General features: G+C 68.5%; 12 protein-coding genes. 4 read left to right on the plus strand and 8 right to left on the minus strand.

Features of this window, described 5'->3' with window-relative positions; genetic code table 11:
• Positions 1-541 precede the first annotated feature (541 nt).
• Positions 542-1,498, plus strand: a complete 957-nt coding sequence (locus tag ACF8LI_RS25955) for a tripartite tricarboxylate transporter substrate binding protein (protein ID WP_016448063.1) — start codon at positions 542-544, stop codon at positions 1,496-1,498.
• Positions 1,499-1,503: 5 nt separating this feature from the next.
• On the opposite strand, the gene ACF8LI_RS25960 is transcribed toward ACF8LI_RS25955, so the two are convergent.
• From ACF8LI_RS25960 to pcaB, 3 genes are read right to left on the minus strand one after another with little or no spacing between them, the layout of a single operon-like run.
• A complete protein-coding gene (locus ACF8LI_RS25960) occupies positions 1,504-2,937 on the minus strand; it encodes a class II fumarate hydratase (RefSeq protein ID WP_392414513.1) in 1,434 nt (477 codons plus the stop codon).
• Positions 2,938-2,941: 4 nt separating this feature from the next.
• Positions 2,942-3,934 carry a tripartite tricarboxylate transporter substrate-binding protein gene (locus ACF8LI_RS25965; RefSeq protein WP_012203368.1) on the minus strand — a complete coding sequence of 331 codons (993 nt, stop codon included), beginning with the start codon at positions 3,932-3,934 and terminating at the stop codon, positions 2,942-2,944.
• Positions 3,935-3,978: 44 nt separating this feature from the next.
• The gene (pcaB, locus tag ACF8LI_RS25970) at positions 3,979-5,361 is read right to left on the minus strand and encodes a 3-carboxy-cis,cis-muconate cycloisomerase (RefSeq protein WP_392414514.1); all 1,383 of its coding nucleotides are present in this window, start codon (positions 5,359-5,361) and stop codon (positions 3,979-3,981) included.
• Positions 5,362-5,458: 97 nt separating this feature from the next.
• Between pcaB and ACF8LI_RS25975 the strand changes: the two genes are divergently transcribed.
• The gene (locus ACF8LI_RS25975; RefSeq protein WP_013804129.1) at positions 5,459-6,205 is read left to right on the plus strand and encodes a GntR family transcriptional regulator; all 747 of its coding nucleotides are present in this window, start codon (positions 5,459-5,461) and stop codon (positions 6,203-6,205) included.
• Here ACF8LI_RS25975 and ACF8LI_RS25980 read toward each other — a convergent pair.
• Together ACF8LI_RS25980 and ACF8LI_RS25985 are read right to left on the minus strand one after the other, a co-directional pair.
• Entirely contained in the window at positions 6,202-8,058 is a 1,857-nt protein-coding gene (locus tag ACF8LI_RS25980; RefSeq protein ID WP_016448059.1) for an ABC transporter ATP-binding protein, read from the minus strand. The genes ACF8LI_RS25975 and ACF8LI_RS25980 overlap by 4 nt on opposite strands.
• Positions 8,059-8,359: 301 nt before the next feature.
• Complete coding sequence (locus ACF8LI_RS25985; protein WP_047217433.1) at positions 8,360-9,574, minus strand: MFS transporter; 1,215 nt, start codon at positions 9,572-9,574, stop codon at positions 8,360-8,362.
• 104 nt (positions 9,575-9,678) lie between these two features.
• Between ACF8LI_RS25985 and ACF8LI_RS25990 the strand changes: the two genes are divergently transcribed.
• Positions 9,679-10,587, plus strand: a complete 909-nt coding sequence (locus ACF8LI_RS25990) for a LysR family transcriptional regulator (RefSeq protein ID WP_392414515.1) — start codon at positions 9,679-9,681, stop codon at positions 10,585-10,587.
• 61 nt (positions 10,588-10,648) lie between these two features.
• On the opposite strand, the gene cysK is transcribed toward ACF8LI_RS25990, so the two are convergent.
• Positions 10,649-11,566 (minus strand): cysteine synthase A, encoded by a 918-nt coding sequence (gene cysK / locus ACF8LI_RS25995; RefSeq protein ID WP_392414516.1) that lies wholly within the window; start codon positions 11,564-11,566, stop codon positions 10,649-10,651.
• Between the two features lie 138 nt (positions 11,567-11,704).
• Here cysK and ACF8LI_RS26000 point away from each other — a divergent pair, with 138 nt between their 5' ends.
• Positions 11,705-12,640, plus strand: coding sequence for a LysR family transcriptional regulator (locus tag ACF8LI_RS26000; RefSeq protein ID WP_047470973.1), 936 nt, complete (start codon positions 11,705-11,707; stop codon positions 12,638-12,640).
• Between the two features lie 20 nt (positions 12,641-12,660).
• Here the strand turns inward: ACF8LI_RS26000 and ACF8LI_RS26005 are convergent, their stop codons facing one another.
• Complete coding sequence (locus ACF8LI_RS26005) at positions 12,661-14,031, minus strand: amidase (protein WP_392414517.1); 1,371 nt, start codon at positions 14,029-14,031, stop codon at positions 12,661-12,663.
• Between the two features lie 50 nt (positions 14,032-14,081).
• A complete protein-coding gene (locus tag ACF8LI_RS26010) occupies positions 14,082-14,759 on the minus strand; it encodes a DUF2848 domain-containing protein (protein WP_043822013.1) in 678 nt (225 codons plus the stop codon).
• Positions 14,760-14,856 lie beyond the last annotated feature (97 nt).

The raw sequence follows: 14,856 nt of genomic DNA on the forward strand, positions 1-14,856 counted from the left end.
TGGTCGGCTATGAAGAGCAGTTTCTCGTCCATGGGTGCGCACTCCTTCCAGGGCATGGTGATCGCTCCTTGGCTGCTGTTGGCTCCAGCTGCCAAGCTTGGATCTGTTACCCATGTCCTTGTACTGATGTGTCACCTATGAGTGTGAGTCGTACCTGGGCGCGTTTCTTTGCCTACTTTCTTATCGCGCGATAAGAAAGTAGGTCGGCCGCCGGGCCGAAACCCGGCCTCGAAAAACAACCCCCCGGCAGGGACAAAAAAGCATCCCGGAATGGCAGCCACTCTGAGGGCACACGCCCCATGACTGTCGCCTCAAAGACATGCCCCACCCCCCACAATGCGCAAAAAAACACCCCACCACCCCCCGCAAACCAAGCAACCACGCCACCCCCTGCTATAGAGCCATCAGTCCCGCACCCACGCTGCGCGTTTTCCCCAGACGCACCAACGCTACGGGCTTGCCCGAATCCATGGTTGGCATGCATCCATCTAAATTGAACAGCAGCAAGTTCGATGGTCGTGAGCCTCTGAGGAAGATGGAAATGCAAAGACGAGTGTTTGGCGCATGGATGTGCGCATCGGTCCTGATGACGGGCGCAGCATGGGCGCAGGACAGCTATCCCAGCCGTCCCATCAGCCTGGTCGTGCCCTACGGCGCGGGCGGCGTGACCGACGTGGTGGCGCGTGCGCTGGCCCAGGGCATGGGCAAGCAGTTGGGGCAGACCGTGGTGATCGAGAACAAGCCCGGCGCAGGCGCGTCCATGGGCGTGATGGACATGCGATCGGCCAAGCCGGACGGCTACCGCCTGACGCTGGCGCCCGTGAGCATCTTCCGCCAGCCGCACATCCAGAAGGTGCAGTACGACCCGGTGCGCGATCTCAGCTACATCGCCACCTACATGACCTATGACTTCGTGCTGGCCGTGCCCCAGGACTCGCCGTTCAAGACGGTGCAGGACCTGGTCGAGTTCGCCAAGAAGAATCCGGGTGCCGTGGACTACGGCACGCCGGGCAAGTTCACGGCCAACCACGTGGTGATGGCGCTGCTGGAGCAGGCCACGGGCGCACGCTTCACGCATGCGCCCTTCAAGGGCGATGCCGAGGCGCTGAACTCGCTGATGGCAGGCCACATCAAGTCAGGCGTATACGCCAACACGGTGCTGCCGTACCTGAGCTCGGGCAAGCTGCGCGCGCTGGCCTCGGCCTCCGAGGTGCGGCCCGAGGCCTTTGCCAACGTGCCCACGTTCCGCGAGGCCGGTTATGCCTTCGATGTGCCCTCGCCCCTGGGCATCGCCGGGCCGCGCGGCCTGCCGCCAGAGATCGTGCGCAAGCTCGAAGCCGCCATCAAGGCCGCCATGGACGACCCGGCCTTCCGCCAGGTCGTCGGCAACTACGGCGTGCGCACGCAGTTCCGCGGCAGCCAGGAGTACACGGCGTTCGCCAGGAAGGCGTTCGAGGACGAGAAGAAGATCGTGCAGAACATAGGCCTGGAGGATTGAGGCCGCTACGCGGGCGGCAGCCCGGCCATGGCACGCAGGTCCACCAGCCGGTCGTACTCGGCCGCCGTGATCAGCCCCAGCTCCACGGCTGCCTCGCGCGGCGCAATGCCGCGCGCCATGGCCTCGCGCGTGATGCGTGCCACGGCGTCATAGCCCAGTACCGGGTTGAGCGCGGTGGCCTGCAGCAGCGAGTGGCTGACCTGCTGCTCCAGCCGCTCCGTATGTGCCTGCAGGCCGGCCACCAGTTTCTCGGCAAACACGCGGATGGCGTCGCCCAGCGCGCGCATGGCGCGCAGCAGGTGGTGGATCAGCACGGGCTTGGCCACGTTGAGCTCGAAGTGCCCGGCCGAGCCCGCTAGCGTGACGGTGAGGTGGTGGCCCATGGCCTGGTAGGCGGCCTGCACCACGACCTCGGCCACGGTCGGGTTGCGCTTGCCCGGCATGATGGAGGAGCTCAGCCCATCGTCGGGAAACACCAGCTCCCCCAGGCCGCAGCGCGGGCCTGAACCCAGCAGGCGGATGTCGTTGGCCATCTTGGCCAGCGAACCGGCCACCACATTGAGTGCGCCCGAGACCTCGATGAGCGCATCGTGCGCGGCCATGCCTTCGAACTTGCAGGGATTGGGCGTGACCGCCAGGCCCGTGAGCGCCTGTATCTCCTCGCAGAAGATCCGGTCGAATCCGGCCGGCGCGTTGAGCCCCGTGCCGGCCGCAGTGCCGCCCTGGGCCAGGCTCCACAGCCGGGGCTGGGTGTCCCGCAGCCGGTGGATGCCGTGGCCCACCTGGTGGGCGAATGTCTCGAAGCTCTGGCCCAGCGTCATGGGCACGGCGTCCATCAGGTGCGTGCGCGCCACCTTGAGCACGCCGGCAAAGGCCAGGGCGCGTTCCTGCAGGCGCTGCTGCAGCTGTTCCAGGGCGGGCAGCAGGTGGTCGCGCAGCTCCAGCGCCGTGGCCAGGTGCATCACCGTGGGAAAGCTGTCGTTGGACGACTGCGAGGCATTGGCATGGTCGTTGGGGTGGACCGGGCTGCGCGTGCCCGGGGGCTGGCCCAGCATCTGGTTGGCGCGGTTGGCGATGACCTCGTTGGCATTCATGTTGGTCTGCGTGCCCGAGCCCGTCTGCCAGATGGTCAGCGGGAAATGCGCGTCCAGCAGGCCGTCGCGCAGTTCGGCGGCTGCGGCCTCGATGGCCGCGCCGCGCTGGTCGTCCAGCACGCCCAGGCGCCGGTTGGCGCGCGCTGCCGCCAGCTTCTGCAGCCCGAATGCGCGGTACAGGCCCTGCGGAAAGCGCTCCTCGCCAATGGTGAACAGCTCCAGCGCGCGCTGGGTCTGCGCGCCCCAGAGGCGGTCGGCAGGGATGTGGACGGGGCCGAAGGCATCGTGCTCGATGCGGGTATGAGCTTGGGTCTGTGCCTGGGCCTGGGTGCGTGTCTGGTCCATGGGCTCAGTCCAGCGAGATCTTCGCGTCGGCTGCCACCTTGCGCCAGCGCTCCACCTCGGCGGCCGTGTGGCGTGCCAGGGCTTCGGGCGCGTATTGATCTGCGGGCAGCAGGCGTATGCCCTGGGCGGCCATCCTGTCGGTCCAGGCCTTGTCGGCCAGGGCCTTGGTATAGGCCTGGTAGACCTTTTGCACCACGTCGCGCGGCGTGCCCTTGGGCGCGTAGATGCCGTACCAGGTGGCGGTCTCGAAGCCCGGCAGCAGCTTCTGGCCCAGCGCGGCGGCGCCCGGGAACTGGGGCATGGGCTTGTCCGAGGTGAGGGCGATGGCGCGGATGCGCTCGCCGGCCAGCTGGGGCAGGGCGGTGTTGGTCTGGTCGAACATGGCATCGACCTGGCCCGAGATCACATCGGTCATGGCCGGTGCCGCGCCCTTGTAGGCCACCTGGGTGATCTCCATCTGCGCGCGGCTGGCGAACAGCGCTGCCACCAGGTGCGAGGTCGATCCCACGCCCGCGTTGCCGAAGTTCAGCCGGCCCGGGTTCTGCTTGCCGAAGGCCACCAGCTCCTCGGCCGTCTTGTACGGGGAGTTCTTGCCCACCAGAAGCACCAGCGGCGTGTCGGGGAAGCGGAACACCGCCTCGAAGTCCTTGACCGGGTCATAGGCCAGCTTCTTGTACAGCGACGGCGCCGCGCCCATGTAGCCCATGTGGCCGACCAGGAAGCTGTAGCCGTCGGGCGCCGAGCGCGCCGCCTTGGCCGCGCCGATGGTGCCGCCCGCACCCGGAACGTTCTCGATGATGATCTGCTGGCCCAGCTGGGTGCTGGTGCGCTGGGCGATGTCGCGCGCCATGGCGTCCGTGGGGCCGCCGGCCGCGAAGGGCACGATCCAGGTCAGCGGCTTGGCGGGGTAGCCGCCCTGGGCGTGCGCGGCCAGGGCGAAGGTGGTGGCGGCCAGGGCAAGGGCCAGGCGTGGCAGGCGGGGAAGATGGAAAGGCATGGTGTTGTCTCCTGTAGTGCTGTGTTCTGTCCTGGGCCGGGATGTCAGCGGCCGCTGGCTGTATGGGCGCGCGACAGCGCAAGGGCGCGGTCCACCATCTGCGGGGCCTCGCCCAGGTAGTTGCGCGGGTCGGTGAGGCGCTGCAGCGCCGCGCGGTCGAAATGGGCCGTGACTTCGGGCAGGCGGGCCAGCGCATCGGCCAGCGTGCCGCCCTCGGCGTTGACGCTGCGGCAGGCGGCATAGACGATGTCGTGCGCCTGCTGGCGGCCCGTGTGCGGGGCCAGGCCCATCATCACGGCCTCGGCCACGATCAGACCGTCGGTCATGTCCAGGTTGCGGGCCATGCGTTCGGGATCGACGATGAGGCCGCCCAGCATGAAGCGCGCCTGGTGCAGGGCGCCGGCCGAGAGCACGAAGCTCTCGGGCAGGGCCACCCATTCGGCGTGCCAGGGGCCGGTGGCGCGCTCCAGGTCCTGGACCATGGCGTCCAGCATCAGGCCCGCATGCTGGCGCACGGCCTTGGAGGCGGCCAGCATCAGCTCGCTGGAGATGGCGTTGCGCTTTTGCGGCATGGTGCTGCTGGCGCCGCGCCCGGTGACGAAGGGCTCGAACACCTCGCCGAACTCGGTGGAGGACAGCAGCATCACGTCGTAGGCGATCTTGCCCAGCGAGCCGGTGACCAGTGCCAGGAAATTCACGGCCTCGGCCAGGCCGTCGCGCGCCACATGCCAGGTGGTGGCGGGCACGCCCAGGCCCAGTTCTTCCATGAGCAATTGCTGCACTTCCAGGCCCCGGCCGCTCAGCGAGGCCAGCGTGCCTGCCGCCCCCGCGAACTGGCCCACCAGCACGCGCGGGCGCAGTTCCTTCAGGCGCTGGGCATGGCGGTCGAACATGGCCAGCCAGATGGCGGCCTTGTAGCCGAAGGTGATGGGCAGGGCGTGCTGCAGGTGCGTGCGGCCGGCCATGGGCGTGTCGCGGTGGCGTTCTGCCAGGTCGGCCAGGATGGTGCGCAGCGCGGCGATGTCGGCATCGACCAGGTCCAGCGCATCGCGCACCTGCAGCACGGTGGCCGTGTCCATGATGTCCTGGGTGGTGGCGCCCCAGTGGATGTAGCGGCCTGCGTCGCCGCACTGTTTCACCAGCTGGTGCACCAGCGGCAGGATGGGGTAGCCGACAATGTCGGTTTCCTTGCGCAGCAGCTCGAAGTCCAGCGCTTCGAGGCTGCAGCGCTGCGCGATCTCGTGTGCGGCCTCGGCCGGAATCACGCCGCAGCGGCCCTGGGCGCGTGCCAGCGCGACCTCGACCTCTATGTAGCGCGACACCAGCGCGCTGTCGGCGAAGATGGCGCGCATGGCGGGGGTGCCGAAGGCGTCGCGGAACAGCAGCGAATCGATGGCGGTGCTGGCGGTGAAGGACGGAAGGGTCATGGTGCGTAATTGCGATTAAGTTCGGACATATCGATATTTTTATTTATGTACGTACATTACGAACATCCGGGTTTGCCTGGGGGGAAGGCCTGCGCCCATGGCTGAGACACGCTATGCCCAGGTGGCGCGCGACCTGTCCGAGCGCATTGCCTCGGGCGAATACGCCGTGGGCGCCCTGCTGCCTACCGAGCTGGAGCTGTGCGACCGCTATGGCGTGAGCCGCCACACTGTGCGCGCGGCGATTGCCGAGCTGCAGCAGTCGGGGCTGGTCTCGCGGCGCAAGAAGGTCGGCACGCGCGTGGAGGCGGCGCAGCCCCATGCGCACTACCGCCAGGCGCTGACCTCGCTGGAGGACCTGGTGCAGTTCGGCGCCACCCATGTGCGCGAAGTGCGGCGCATCGAGGAGGTGGTGCTGGACCAGGACCTGGCCGCCGAGCTGGACTGCCCGGCCGGCAGCCGCTGGCTGGCCATCTGCAGCCTGCGCCGCGACGGCGCCGCACCGCACCTGCCCATTGCCTGGACCGTGGTCTATGTGGATGCGCAGCGCTTTGACACGCAGGAGCTGGCCGAGCGCGTGCGCGCCGCGCCCGAGTTGCTGGTCAGCAGCCTGCTGGAGCAGCAATACGGCCTGCGCATCGCGCGGGTGCGGCAGGCCGTGGTGGGAGCGCTCATTCCGGATGCGCTGTCGGAAGAATTGCAGGCCCCGGCAGGGTCAGCGGCGCTGAAGATCGTGCGCCGCTACCTGGATACCGATGGGGAGTTGATGGACCTCAGCGTGACCTTGCACCCGGCCAGCCGCTACACATTGCATACGCAGCTGGACCGGGATCTGGCGAGCGTCTAGCCGTTGGCGTTGGCAGCTTCCGAGCCCTGCTCTGCGAGGAAGCCGCCGCTCTGGTGCGACCACAGCTTGGCGTAGATGCCGCCCAGCTCCAGCAGTTGCTGGTGCGTGCCCTGCTCGACGATCTGGCCCTGGTCCATGACGATGAGCCGGTCCATGGCCGCGATGGTCGACAGGCGGTGGGCGATGGCGATCACGGTCTTGCCGTGCATGAGGCTGTCCAGGCTTTGCTGGATGGCGGCCTCGACCTCGCTGTCCAGCGCGCTGGTGGCCTCGTCCAGCAGCAGGATGGGCGCGTCCTTGAGCATCACGCGCGCAATCGCCACGCGCTGGCGCTGGCCACCCGACAGCTTGACGCCGCGCTCGCCCACCTGGGCGTCGTAGCCGCTGCGGCCCTTGAGGTCGGTCAGCGTGGCGATGAAGTCCGAGGCCTCGGCCTTGTCCGCGGCGGCCAGCATTTCCTGCTCGGTCGCATCGGGGCGGCCGTAGAGGATGTTGTCGCGCATGGAGCGGTGCAGCAGCGAGGTGTCCTGCGTCACCATGCCCACGGCGCCGCGCAGGCTGTCCTGCGTGACGGTGCGGATGTCCTGCCCGTCGATGGTGATGCGCCCGCCCTGGGGTTCATGGAAGCGCAGCAGCAGGTTCACCAGCGTGGACTTGCCCGCGCCCGAGCGGCCGATCAGGCCGATGCGCTCGCCCGCGCGAATGTGCAGGTTCAGGTGGTCGATCACCTGCTTGCCGCCGTCCTTGTAGGCAAAGCTCAGGTCCTCGAAGGCGATGGCGCCGTGCGTGACCTGCAGCGGCCTGGCGTCGGGCGCATCCACGATGGTGCGCGGCTTGGTCAGCGTGAGGATGCCGTCCTGGATGGTGCCCACGTTCTCGAACAGGCCCGTCATCTGCCACATCACCCAGTGCGAATAGCCCATCAGCCGCAGCGCCATGGCAATCACCGCTGCCACCACGCCCGCGCTGGCCTGACCGGCAGACCACAGGTACAGCGCCGTGCCCGTGGAGCCCACCAGCAGCAGGGTGATCATCAGGTGGTTGGTGATCTCGAACAGGCTGACCAGCCGCATCTGCGCATAGCCGGTGGACTTGAAGGCGTCCATGGCGTTGCGCGCGTACTCTGCCTCGCGGCGCGTGTGGGCGAACAGCTTGACGGTGGCGATGTTGGTATAGGCATCGGTCACGCGGCCCGTCATCATGGAGCGCGCATCGGCCTGCTCCTTGCCGATCTTGCCCAGGCGCGGAACAAAGTAGAAGCAGGCGCCGATATAGGCCAGCAGCCACAGCGCGAACGGAATCATCAGCCGCCACTCGAAGCTGGCCGCCAGCACCAGGATGCCGATCATGTAGACGCTCACGCCCACCAGCACATCGACCACCATGAACACCACTTCGCGCACCGACAGCGCCGTCTGCATGATCTTGGTGGTGATGCGGCCCGCGAACTCGTCCGCATAGAACGACATGCTCTGGCCCAGCATCAGCCGGTGGAACACCCAGCGCAGGCGCATGGGGAAATTGATGGCCAGCACCTGGTGCATCACTGCCGTGTGAAAGGCCAGCAGCAGCACGCTGGACAAGAGGATGGCGGCAATGCCCCAGACCGTGCCGCGCTGCTGCTCCCAGAAGCCTGCCGGCGACACGGTGGAAAGCCAGTCCACCACATGGCCCATCAGGGCGAACAGCGCCGCCTCGTAGACGGCCAGCAGCGCCGAGGTGCAGGTCAGCAGCGCGATCCAGCCGCGCATGCCTTGCGTGCAGGCCCAGATGAAGGCGAAAAAGCCCTTGGGCGGGACCGTGGGCTCGACGCTGGGATAGGGCGGGACGCGTTTTTCAAAGAAACCGAACAAGATTTTTTTACTCCTTGGTCAGACCATCGTAGGCCAGAGTCGGGTTTGCCCGATGCGCGTTCAGCATGACCTTTGGGCGCAACATGTTTTGTAAGAGATCTCCACACAACTGTCTTACGCCGGGCTGGGCGTCACGTCTGCGCTGCACACAGGCGGCGGTCCGGGATGCGGTCGCGGCGCCGGTACGGATTGTCCAGGCCCGAGGCGGTTCACTTTGTGCGCGAGCAGACAACGCAGCATGCAGCGGCCAGCAACAATGCACGCCGCTGCGATTGCCGGCCCTGGCTCTTCATGGAGTGGATCATGCGCAGTGCGCGTGCCTTGCTCGCCCCGAGCGTGCCATGCACAGCGCCGCCACGGCCGCCAGCATGGCCAGGCCGGCGGCAACCCGGCCCGTGGACAGAGGGCCTGCGGTCTGCAGTGCCCATCCGCCCAAAAGGGCACCCAGCGCAATGCCGGCATTGGCGGCCGAGACATTGGCCGTGCCCGCCAGGGCCTGCGCCTGGGGTGCGGATTGCATGACGCGGATCTGGCAGACCGGGTACAGGGCCGTGTTGGCCACGCCCCAGACGGCCAGCGCGACCACCAGCCAGGGCAGGGCCTGGGCCAGCTGCACGGTGGCCGCCATGCCCAGGGCCAGTAACAGGCACAGGGCCGCTGTGACTCTCAGCGCGTGGCGCTCGGCCCAGCGCCCGCCCAGCCAGTTGCCGGCCAGGCCGACGGCGCCAAATCCCATCAGCCACCAGCCCACGCGTGCGGGTGCCACGCCGGCGGCGCGCTCCAGGATTTCGGCCAGATAGGTATAGGCCGTGAACATGGCCGTGAAGACCAGCACCGACAGCGCAATCTGCGCCAGGAACCGGGGAGTGCGCAACACGCGCAACTGCTGCGCCAGGGGCATGCGGGGCGCGCCTTCAAGCGCCGGCATCTTCCATTGCAGGGCCAGGGCCACCAGCAGCGACAGCAGGGCCAGCAGGCCGAAGGCGCCGCGCCAGCCCACGGCATCGGCGGCCAGCGTGCCCAGGGGAATGCCCAGCAGCAGCGCCGCAGAAATGCCCAGGTAGACGCTGGCCACGGCACGGCCTGCGCGTGACGGTCCTGCCAGTTGCGCAGCGGTTTCGCTGGCCGTGCCCCAGAACACCGGCAGCGCCATGGCCGGCAGCAGGCGCGCCAGTGCCAGCACGCCCAGGCTGGGCGCCACGGCCGCCAGCGCATTGGAGCCCGCAAACAGCAGGGCAATGGCCACGAACAGGCGCTTGCGGCCCACCGGTGCCAGCCAGGCCGTGAGCGGCGGACCGGCCAGCGCCACGACCAGGGCGAACAGCGTGACCAGCTGGCCGGCCGCCGCAGCGCTGGTGCCCAGGTCGCGCGCCAGCGCCGGCAGCAGGCCGACGATCAGGAACTCCGTTGTGACGATGACGAAAGCCGCCACCGCCAGCACGGCGGTGGCGGCCTTGCCTTGGGTGGCAGGAATGGAGGGGCGGGCATCGCGGTTCAGGGATGGGGCAGGAGACATGCGCAAAGACTCCGGGAAAAGAAACAACAGGCCCGCGAGCTTATTTAAGATGTGAATTCTTATCTCGGATGAATTTTCTGCAGATACTGGAAATTGATTCTTGAATGAAAGCCGCCATCGCCATGTTTCCTTCGGAGCGTCTCAAGGGCATCGAGGCCTTTGTCTGTACCGCAGACGCGGGCAGTTTCACGGCTGCTGCCGAGCGGCTGCACCTGACGGGCTCGGCCGTGGGCAAGGCCGTGGCCCGGCTGGAAGCCCGGCTGGCGACGCGCCTGTTTGAACGTACGACGCGGCGGCTGCGGCTGACCGATGCCGGCGAGGCCTTCTACCGCACCTGTGTGCGCGTGCTGGGCGAGCTGGAGTCGGCCGAGCAGGTGCTGGCCGCCGAGCACCTGGAGCCGGCAGGCAGGCTGCGCGTGGACCTGCCGGCGCTGTACGGACGGATGAAGGTGATGCCGCTGCTGCTGGAGTTTGCACAGCGCCATGCGGCGGTGCAGCCCCAGGTGTCGTTCACGGACCGCTTCGTGGACGTGGTGGACGAAGACATCGACGTGGCCGTGCGCATAGGCGGCAGCGTGCAGCTGCCTGCGGGACTGGGCCAGCGTCTGCTGGGGCGGGAGCGGCTGGTGTTCTGCGCATCGCCTGCGTATCTGGAGCGGCGCGGAGCGCCTGACAGCCTGCAGGCACTGGCCGGCCATGATGCCGTGGCCTATGGAAGGACCGATGCAGGCATGAGTGCATGGCAGAGCAGTGCCGGCGCCATTGCGGTGCAGCCGCGCATGGTGCTGGGCGATGGCGAAGCGGTGGTGGCTGCCGTGATGGCGGGCTGCGGCATCGCCCAACTGGCCACGTGGATGGTTGAGGCGCCGCTGCGCGATGGCCACCTGCTGCGGCTGCTGCCCGGCGCCGAAGTCGATGGCCTGCCGCTGCACCTGGTCTGGCCGCGCAGCCGCCAGTTGCTGCCCAAGGTGGATGCGCTGCTGCGGCACCTGGCTCAGGGCCTGACGATCTGAACGGCTCTGCCATGACAAAAGGCCCGCGAAGGGCCTTTGGCTTGTTCAGGGTGCAGGGCGGTCAGGCCGGCAGAAAGCCTTCCACCGACAGGTAGCGCTCGCCCGTGTCGTAGTTGAAGCCCAGCACCTTGGCGCCTGCGGGCAGCTCGGGCAGCTTCTGCGCGATGGCGGCCAGCGTGGCGCCCGAGGAGATGCCGACCAGGATGCCTTCCTCGCGGGCCGAGCGGCGTGCGTACTCGCGCGCAGGTTCGGCCTCGACCTGGATCACGCCGTCCAGCAGGCTGGTGTCCAGGTTCTTGGGCACGAAGCCTGCGCCAATGCCCTGGATGGGGTGGGGCGAGGGCTGACCGCCCGAGATCACGGGCGAGGCGGCAGGCTCCACGGCAAAGACCTTGAGCTGGGGGAGCCTGGCCTTGAGCACCTTGGCCACGCCGGTCAGGTGGCCGCCCGTGCCCACGCCGGTGATCAGCACATCCAGGCCTTCGGGGAAGTCGGCCAGGATTTCCTGTGCCGTGGTGCGCACATGCACATCGATGTTGGCGGGGTTCTCGAACTGCTGGGGAATCCAGGCGCCGGGCGTCTGGCTGGCCAGTTCCTGGGCGCGGGCGATGGCGCCCTTCATGCCCTTTTCCTTGGGCGTGAGGTCGAAACTGGCGCCGTAGGCCAGCATCAGGCGGCGGCGCTCGATGCTCATGCTCTCGGGCATGACCAGCACCAGCTTGTAGCCCTTGACGGCGGCCACCAGGGCCAGGCCCACGCCGGTGTTGCCGCTGGTGGGCTCGATGATGGTGCCGCCGGGCTGCAGGGCACCGGATTTTTCGGCGTCCTCGACCATGGCCAGGGCGATGCGGTCCTTGATGGAGCCGCCGGGGTTGCCGCGCTCGGACTTGATCCACACATTGGCACCGGCGCCGAACAGGCGGTTGATGCGCACGTGGGGCGTGTTGCCAATCGTTTGCAGGATGTTGTCAGCTCTCATCGGACCTCCGCGATTTTGGGGTGGTGGTTGGACAGTCGGGGTGTTGCGCAGCCAGCGTGCGCGGTCACGGAGCATTGTGCACGCAGGCGTTCCATGCATGGGCTATATCGATATGGCCTGGACGGCTAACATCGCCGCATGAATCTACGGTTCCTGGAAACCTTTGTGCTGCTGGCCGAGCTGCGCAATTTCCGCATGACGGCCGAGCGGCTGTACACCACGCAGGCCGCCGTCTCCAGCCGCATCGCCACGCTGGAGCAGGAGTTCGGCGTGCGCCTGTTCGACCGTGGCGTGCGCGAGGTCACGCTGACGGCCGACGGCGCCAAGGCCCTGGTCCATGCCGAGCGCATGCTGCGCCTCATGCGCGAGATGCGCGAGGACATGCTGGACAAGCAGGCCTATGCGGGCGTGATCCGCATCGGCGCCATCGAGTCCATCGTGCACAGCTGGTTCCCCGATTTCCTGGCGCTGCTGCAGCAGCGCTATCCGCGCCTGCAGGTGGAGATTGCCTGCGACACCACGCTGCACATGTCCGAGCAATTGGTGAAGGGCCAGCTGGACCTGTCGCTGCAGGCCAAGCCCGTGACGGCGGCCGGCGTGGGCCATCTGTCGCTGGGTGAATTTCCCATGGCGTGGGTGGGCAGCCCCAAGCTGGGCATCGGCGACGAGACCCTGAGCCTGGCCGAGCTGGCGGCCTTTCCCATCATGTGCTTTGCGCGCGGCTCCGAGCCCTATGCGGTGATCGAGCAGCTGTTCTCCACCGAAAGCAGTGCCTCGGTGCACCTGAACTGCATTGCCTCGGTGGCCACCATGATCCGCGTGGTCTGCGACGGCCTGGGCGTGGCCGCCGTGCCGCCGGCCATCATCCAGCGCGAGCTGGCCGAGCAGCGCCTGCGCCTGCTGCGCGTGGACCGTGAGTTCCCCTCGCTGCCGCTGGTGGCCTGCTACCGCAATGACCACCAGAACCCGCTGACCGAAGTGGTGGCGCGCGCGGCCGAGGAGACCGCCGCCGCCTTTGCGCTGAACCACGGCCAGGCCGTGGCGCGGCTGCCGGGCAGCGGCCTGGGCGGCTAGGCCCGAGGCCGTCTGGTCGATCAGCCCTGCGCCGAAGCCAGCAGCTGCTCCACGGCCAGGGCCACGGACAGCAGTCGCCGGTCCTGCCCGCCGAGGCCGGCCAGGCTCAGGCCCACGGGCGCCTCGCCTGCGCGGTGGCAGGGCAGGGAGATGGCGCAGCCGTCGAGGAAGTTGATCAGCGTGGGGTTGCGCAGGATCAGGCCGTTGGCGCCGAAGTAGGCCTCGTCGCTCTGCGTGAGGTCGGCGATCTTCGGGGCGACCACGGGCACGGTGGGCATGACGATCAGGTCATGGTCGGCCATCTGGGCGATCACGGCGGCAATCCACTGCCTGCGGCGTGCCAGCAGGTCGATGTAGTCGGCCGCGCTGATGTCCTTGCCGCGCAGGATGCGCGTGCCCACGCGCGGGTCGTACTCGGACAGGCGCGTGGCGATGTGCTGGCGGTGCCAGGCCCAGGCCTCGGCGGCCGTGAAGCCGCCCTTGGAATTGATGTCGGCCAGCTCGCCGAAGGGCGCGACCACGGCGTGGGCGATGTGGGCGCCCGCCTGCGACAGCAGGGACAGGGCGCGCTCCCAGGCGGCGGCCACGGTGGCGTCCATGCCGTCCAGCACCACGTTGGTGGGTGCCAGCAGGCGCAGGCCCTGCAGCGGCGCGGCATGCAGCTCGCCCAGCGGCTCGCCGGAGAGGATGGCGTCCAGCGTGGCGCAGCAGCGCACGCTGGGGGCCAGCGGGCCGATGGAGTCCAGGTTGGCCGACAGCGGCAGCACGCCCTCCATGCTCACGCGGCGCGCCGTGGGCTTGAAGCCCGTGAGCCCGCACAGCGCCGAAGGAATGCGCACCGAGCCGCCCGTGTCCGAGCCGATGGCCGCCATGGCCATGCCGTCGGTGACCGAGATGGCCGCGCCCGAGGACGAGCCTCCCGGGATGCGGCCGCCGCCCTCGTCACGCTGCCAGGGATTGCGCGGCGTGCCGTAGTGCGGGTTGATGCCCAGGCCCGAGTAGGCGAACTCGGTCATGTTGGTCGTGCCCACGATGACGGCGCCGGCCTGGCGCAGGCGCTGCACCACTTCGGCCGTGCGCTGCGCGGGCGGTGCGTCGGCCAGCAGGCGCGAGCCGCCCAGCGTGGGAAAGCCGGCGATGTCGAACAGGTCCTTGACCGAGACCGGCAGGCCCTCGATGGGCGAGCGCGCCAGGCCGGCCGCACGCAGCACGTCGCTGGCGCGGGCCTCGGCCAGGGCCGCGCCCTGGAACACGCGCGTGAACACCTTGGGGCCTTCCCCCGACATGGTGCGGGCCAGGGCCTGCTCGGTCAGCTGCACCGAGGTGGTTTCGCCGCCATGCAGGCGCTGTGATGCCAGTTCCAGGCTGGGCAGGGGGAGGGCTTGGGTCATGTGGGAAGTCCTGTGGGTGAAGGCGGGCGTGGGCGGATCGGAGTCGCGGCTCAGGCCACGACGTCCAGCAGTTCGCTGCGGTAGCTGTGGCGGATGGAACGCTGGCTGCGGGGATCGTACAGCTCCATGGAGAACTGCGTCGAGGGGCGGATGCCGCCGATGGCGCCCACCGTGCCGCAGGTCATGCCGCAGCCTGCGGGCAGCAGATCCTTGCCGCCCGTGAAGCCTGCGATCAGGTCCTGGGGCGTGCGCAGGCTGGCCAGCGTGCCTTCCTGGTAGAGCACCTCGCGGCCGTCTTCCACGATCCACGAGCGCACGACCAGCTCATCCCAGTGGCCGGCCACGTCGGCAAAGCGCCAGGCCTGGGTGGCCACGGGCTTGACGCAGGCCTGCTTGGAAAAGGCCACGCTGTAGGCTTCCAGCTTGCGGTCCGTGTGGTCGGAGGCCAGGCTCACGAACATCTCGCCTTCGTGCGTGAACACGAAGACCTCGACCTCGCCCGAGGAGTCCGGGCCCAGCACCTGCAGCGCGCTGTGCTGGCTCAGCTGGTTGCTGGAGATGCGGTAGTACAGCGGCACGGCGCTGGGGCGCGGGATGCCGATGGCGGCCAGCTCCTCGATGTGGTGCTCGATGGCCTCGCGGTCGCGGCCGGCCCAGCCGGCGACGATGAGGGTGTCGAATTCAGGGGCGAAGGTCTGGCCTTCGGGGGTGGTGAACTGCAGTTGCATGGCAGGCGATCCAGGGGGAATTCGGGGCCGCGGGCCCCGGTGAGAAAACGCGGAAGTCAGGCTGTGGCGTGCGGAGGGCGTGGAGCGGCACCGCACG

Source organism: Delftia sp. WSY_12 (assembly GCF_043104645.1).
Classification (GTDB): Bacteria; Pseudomonadota; Gammaproteobacteria; order Burkholderiales; family Burkholderiaceae_C; genus Comamonas; species Comamonas tsuruhatensis.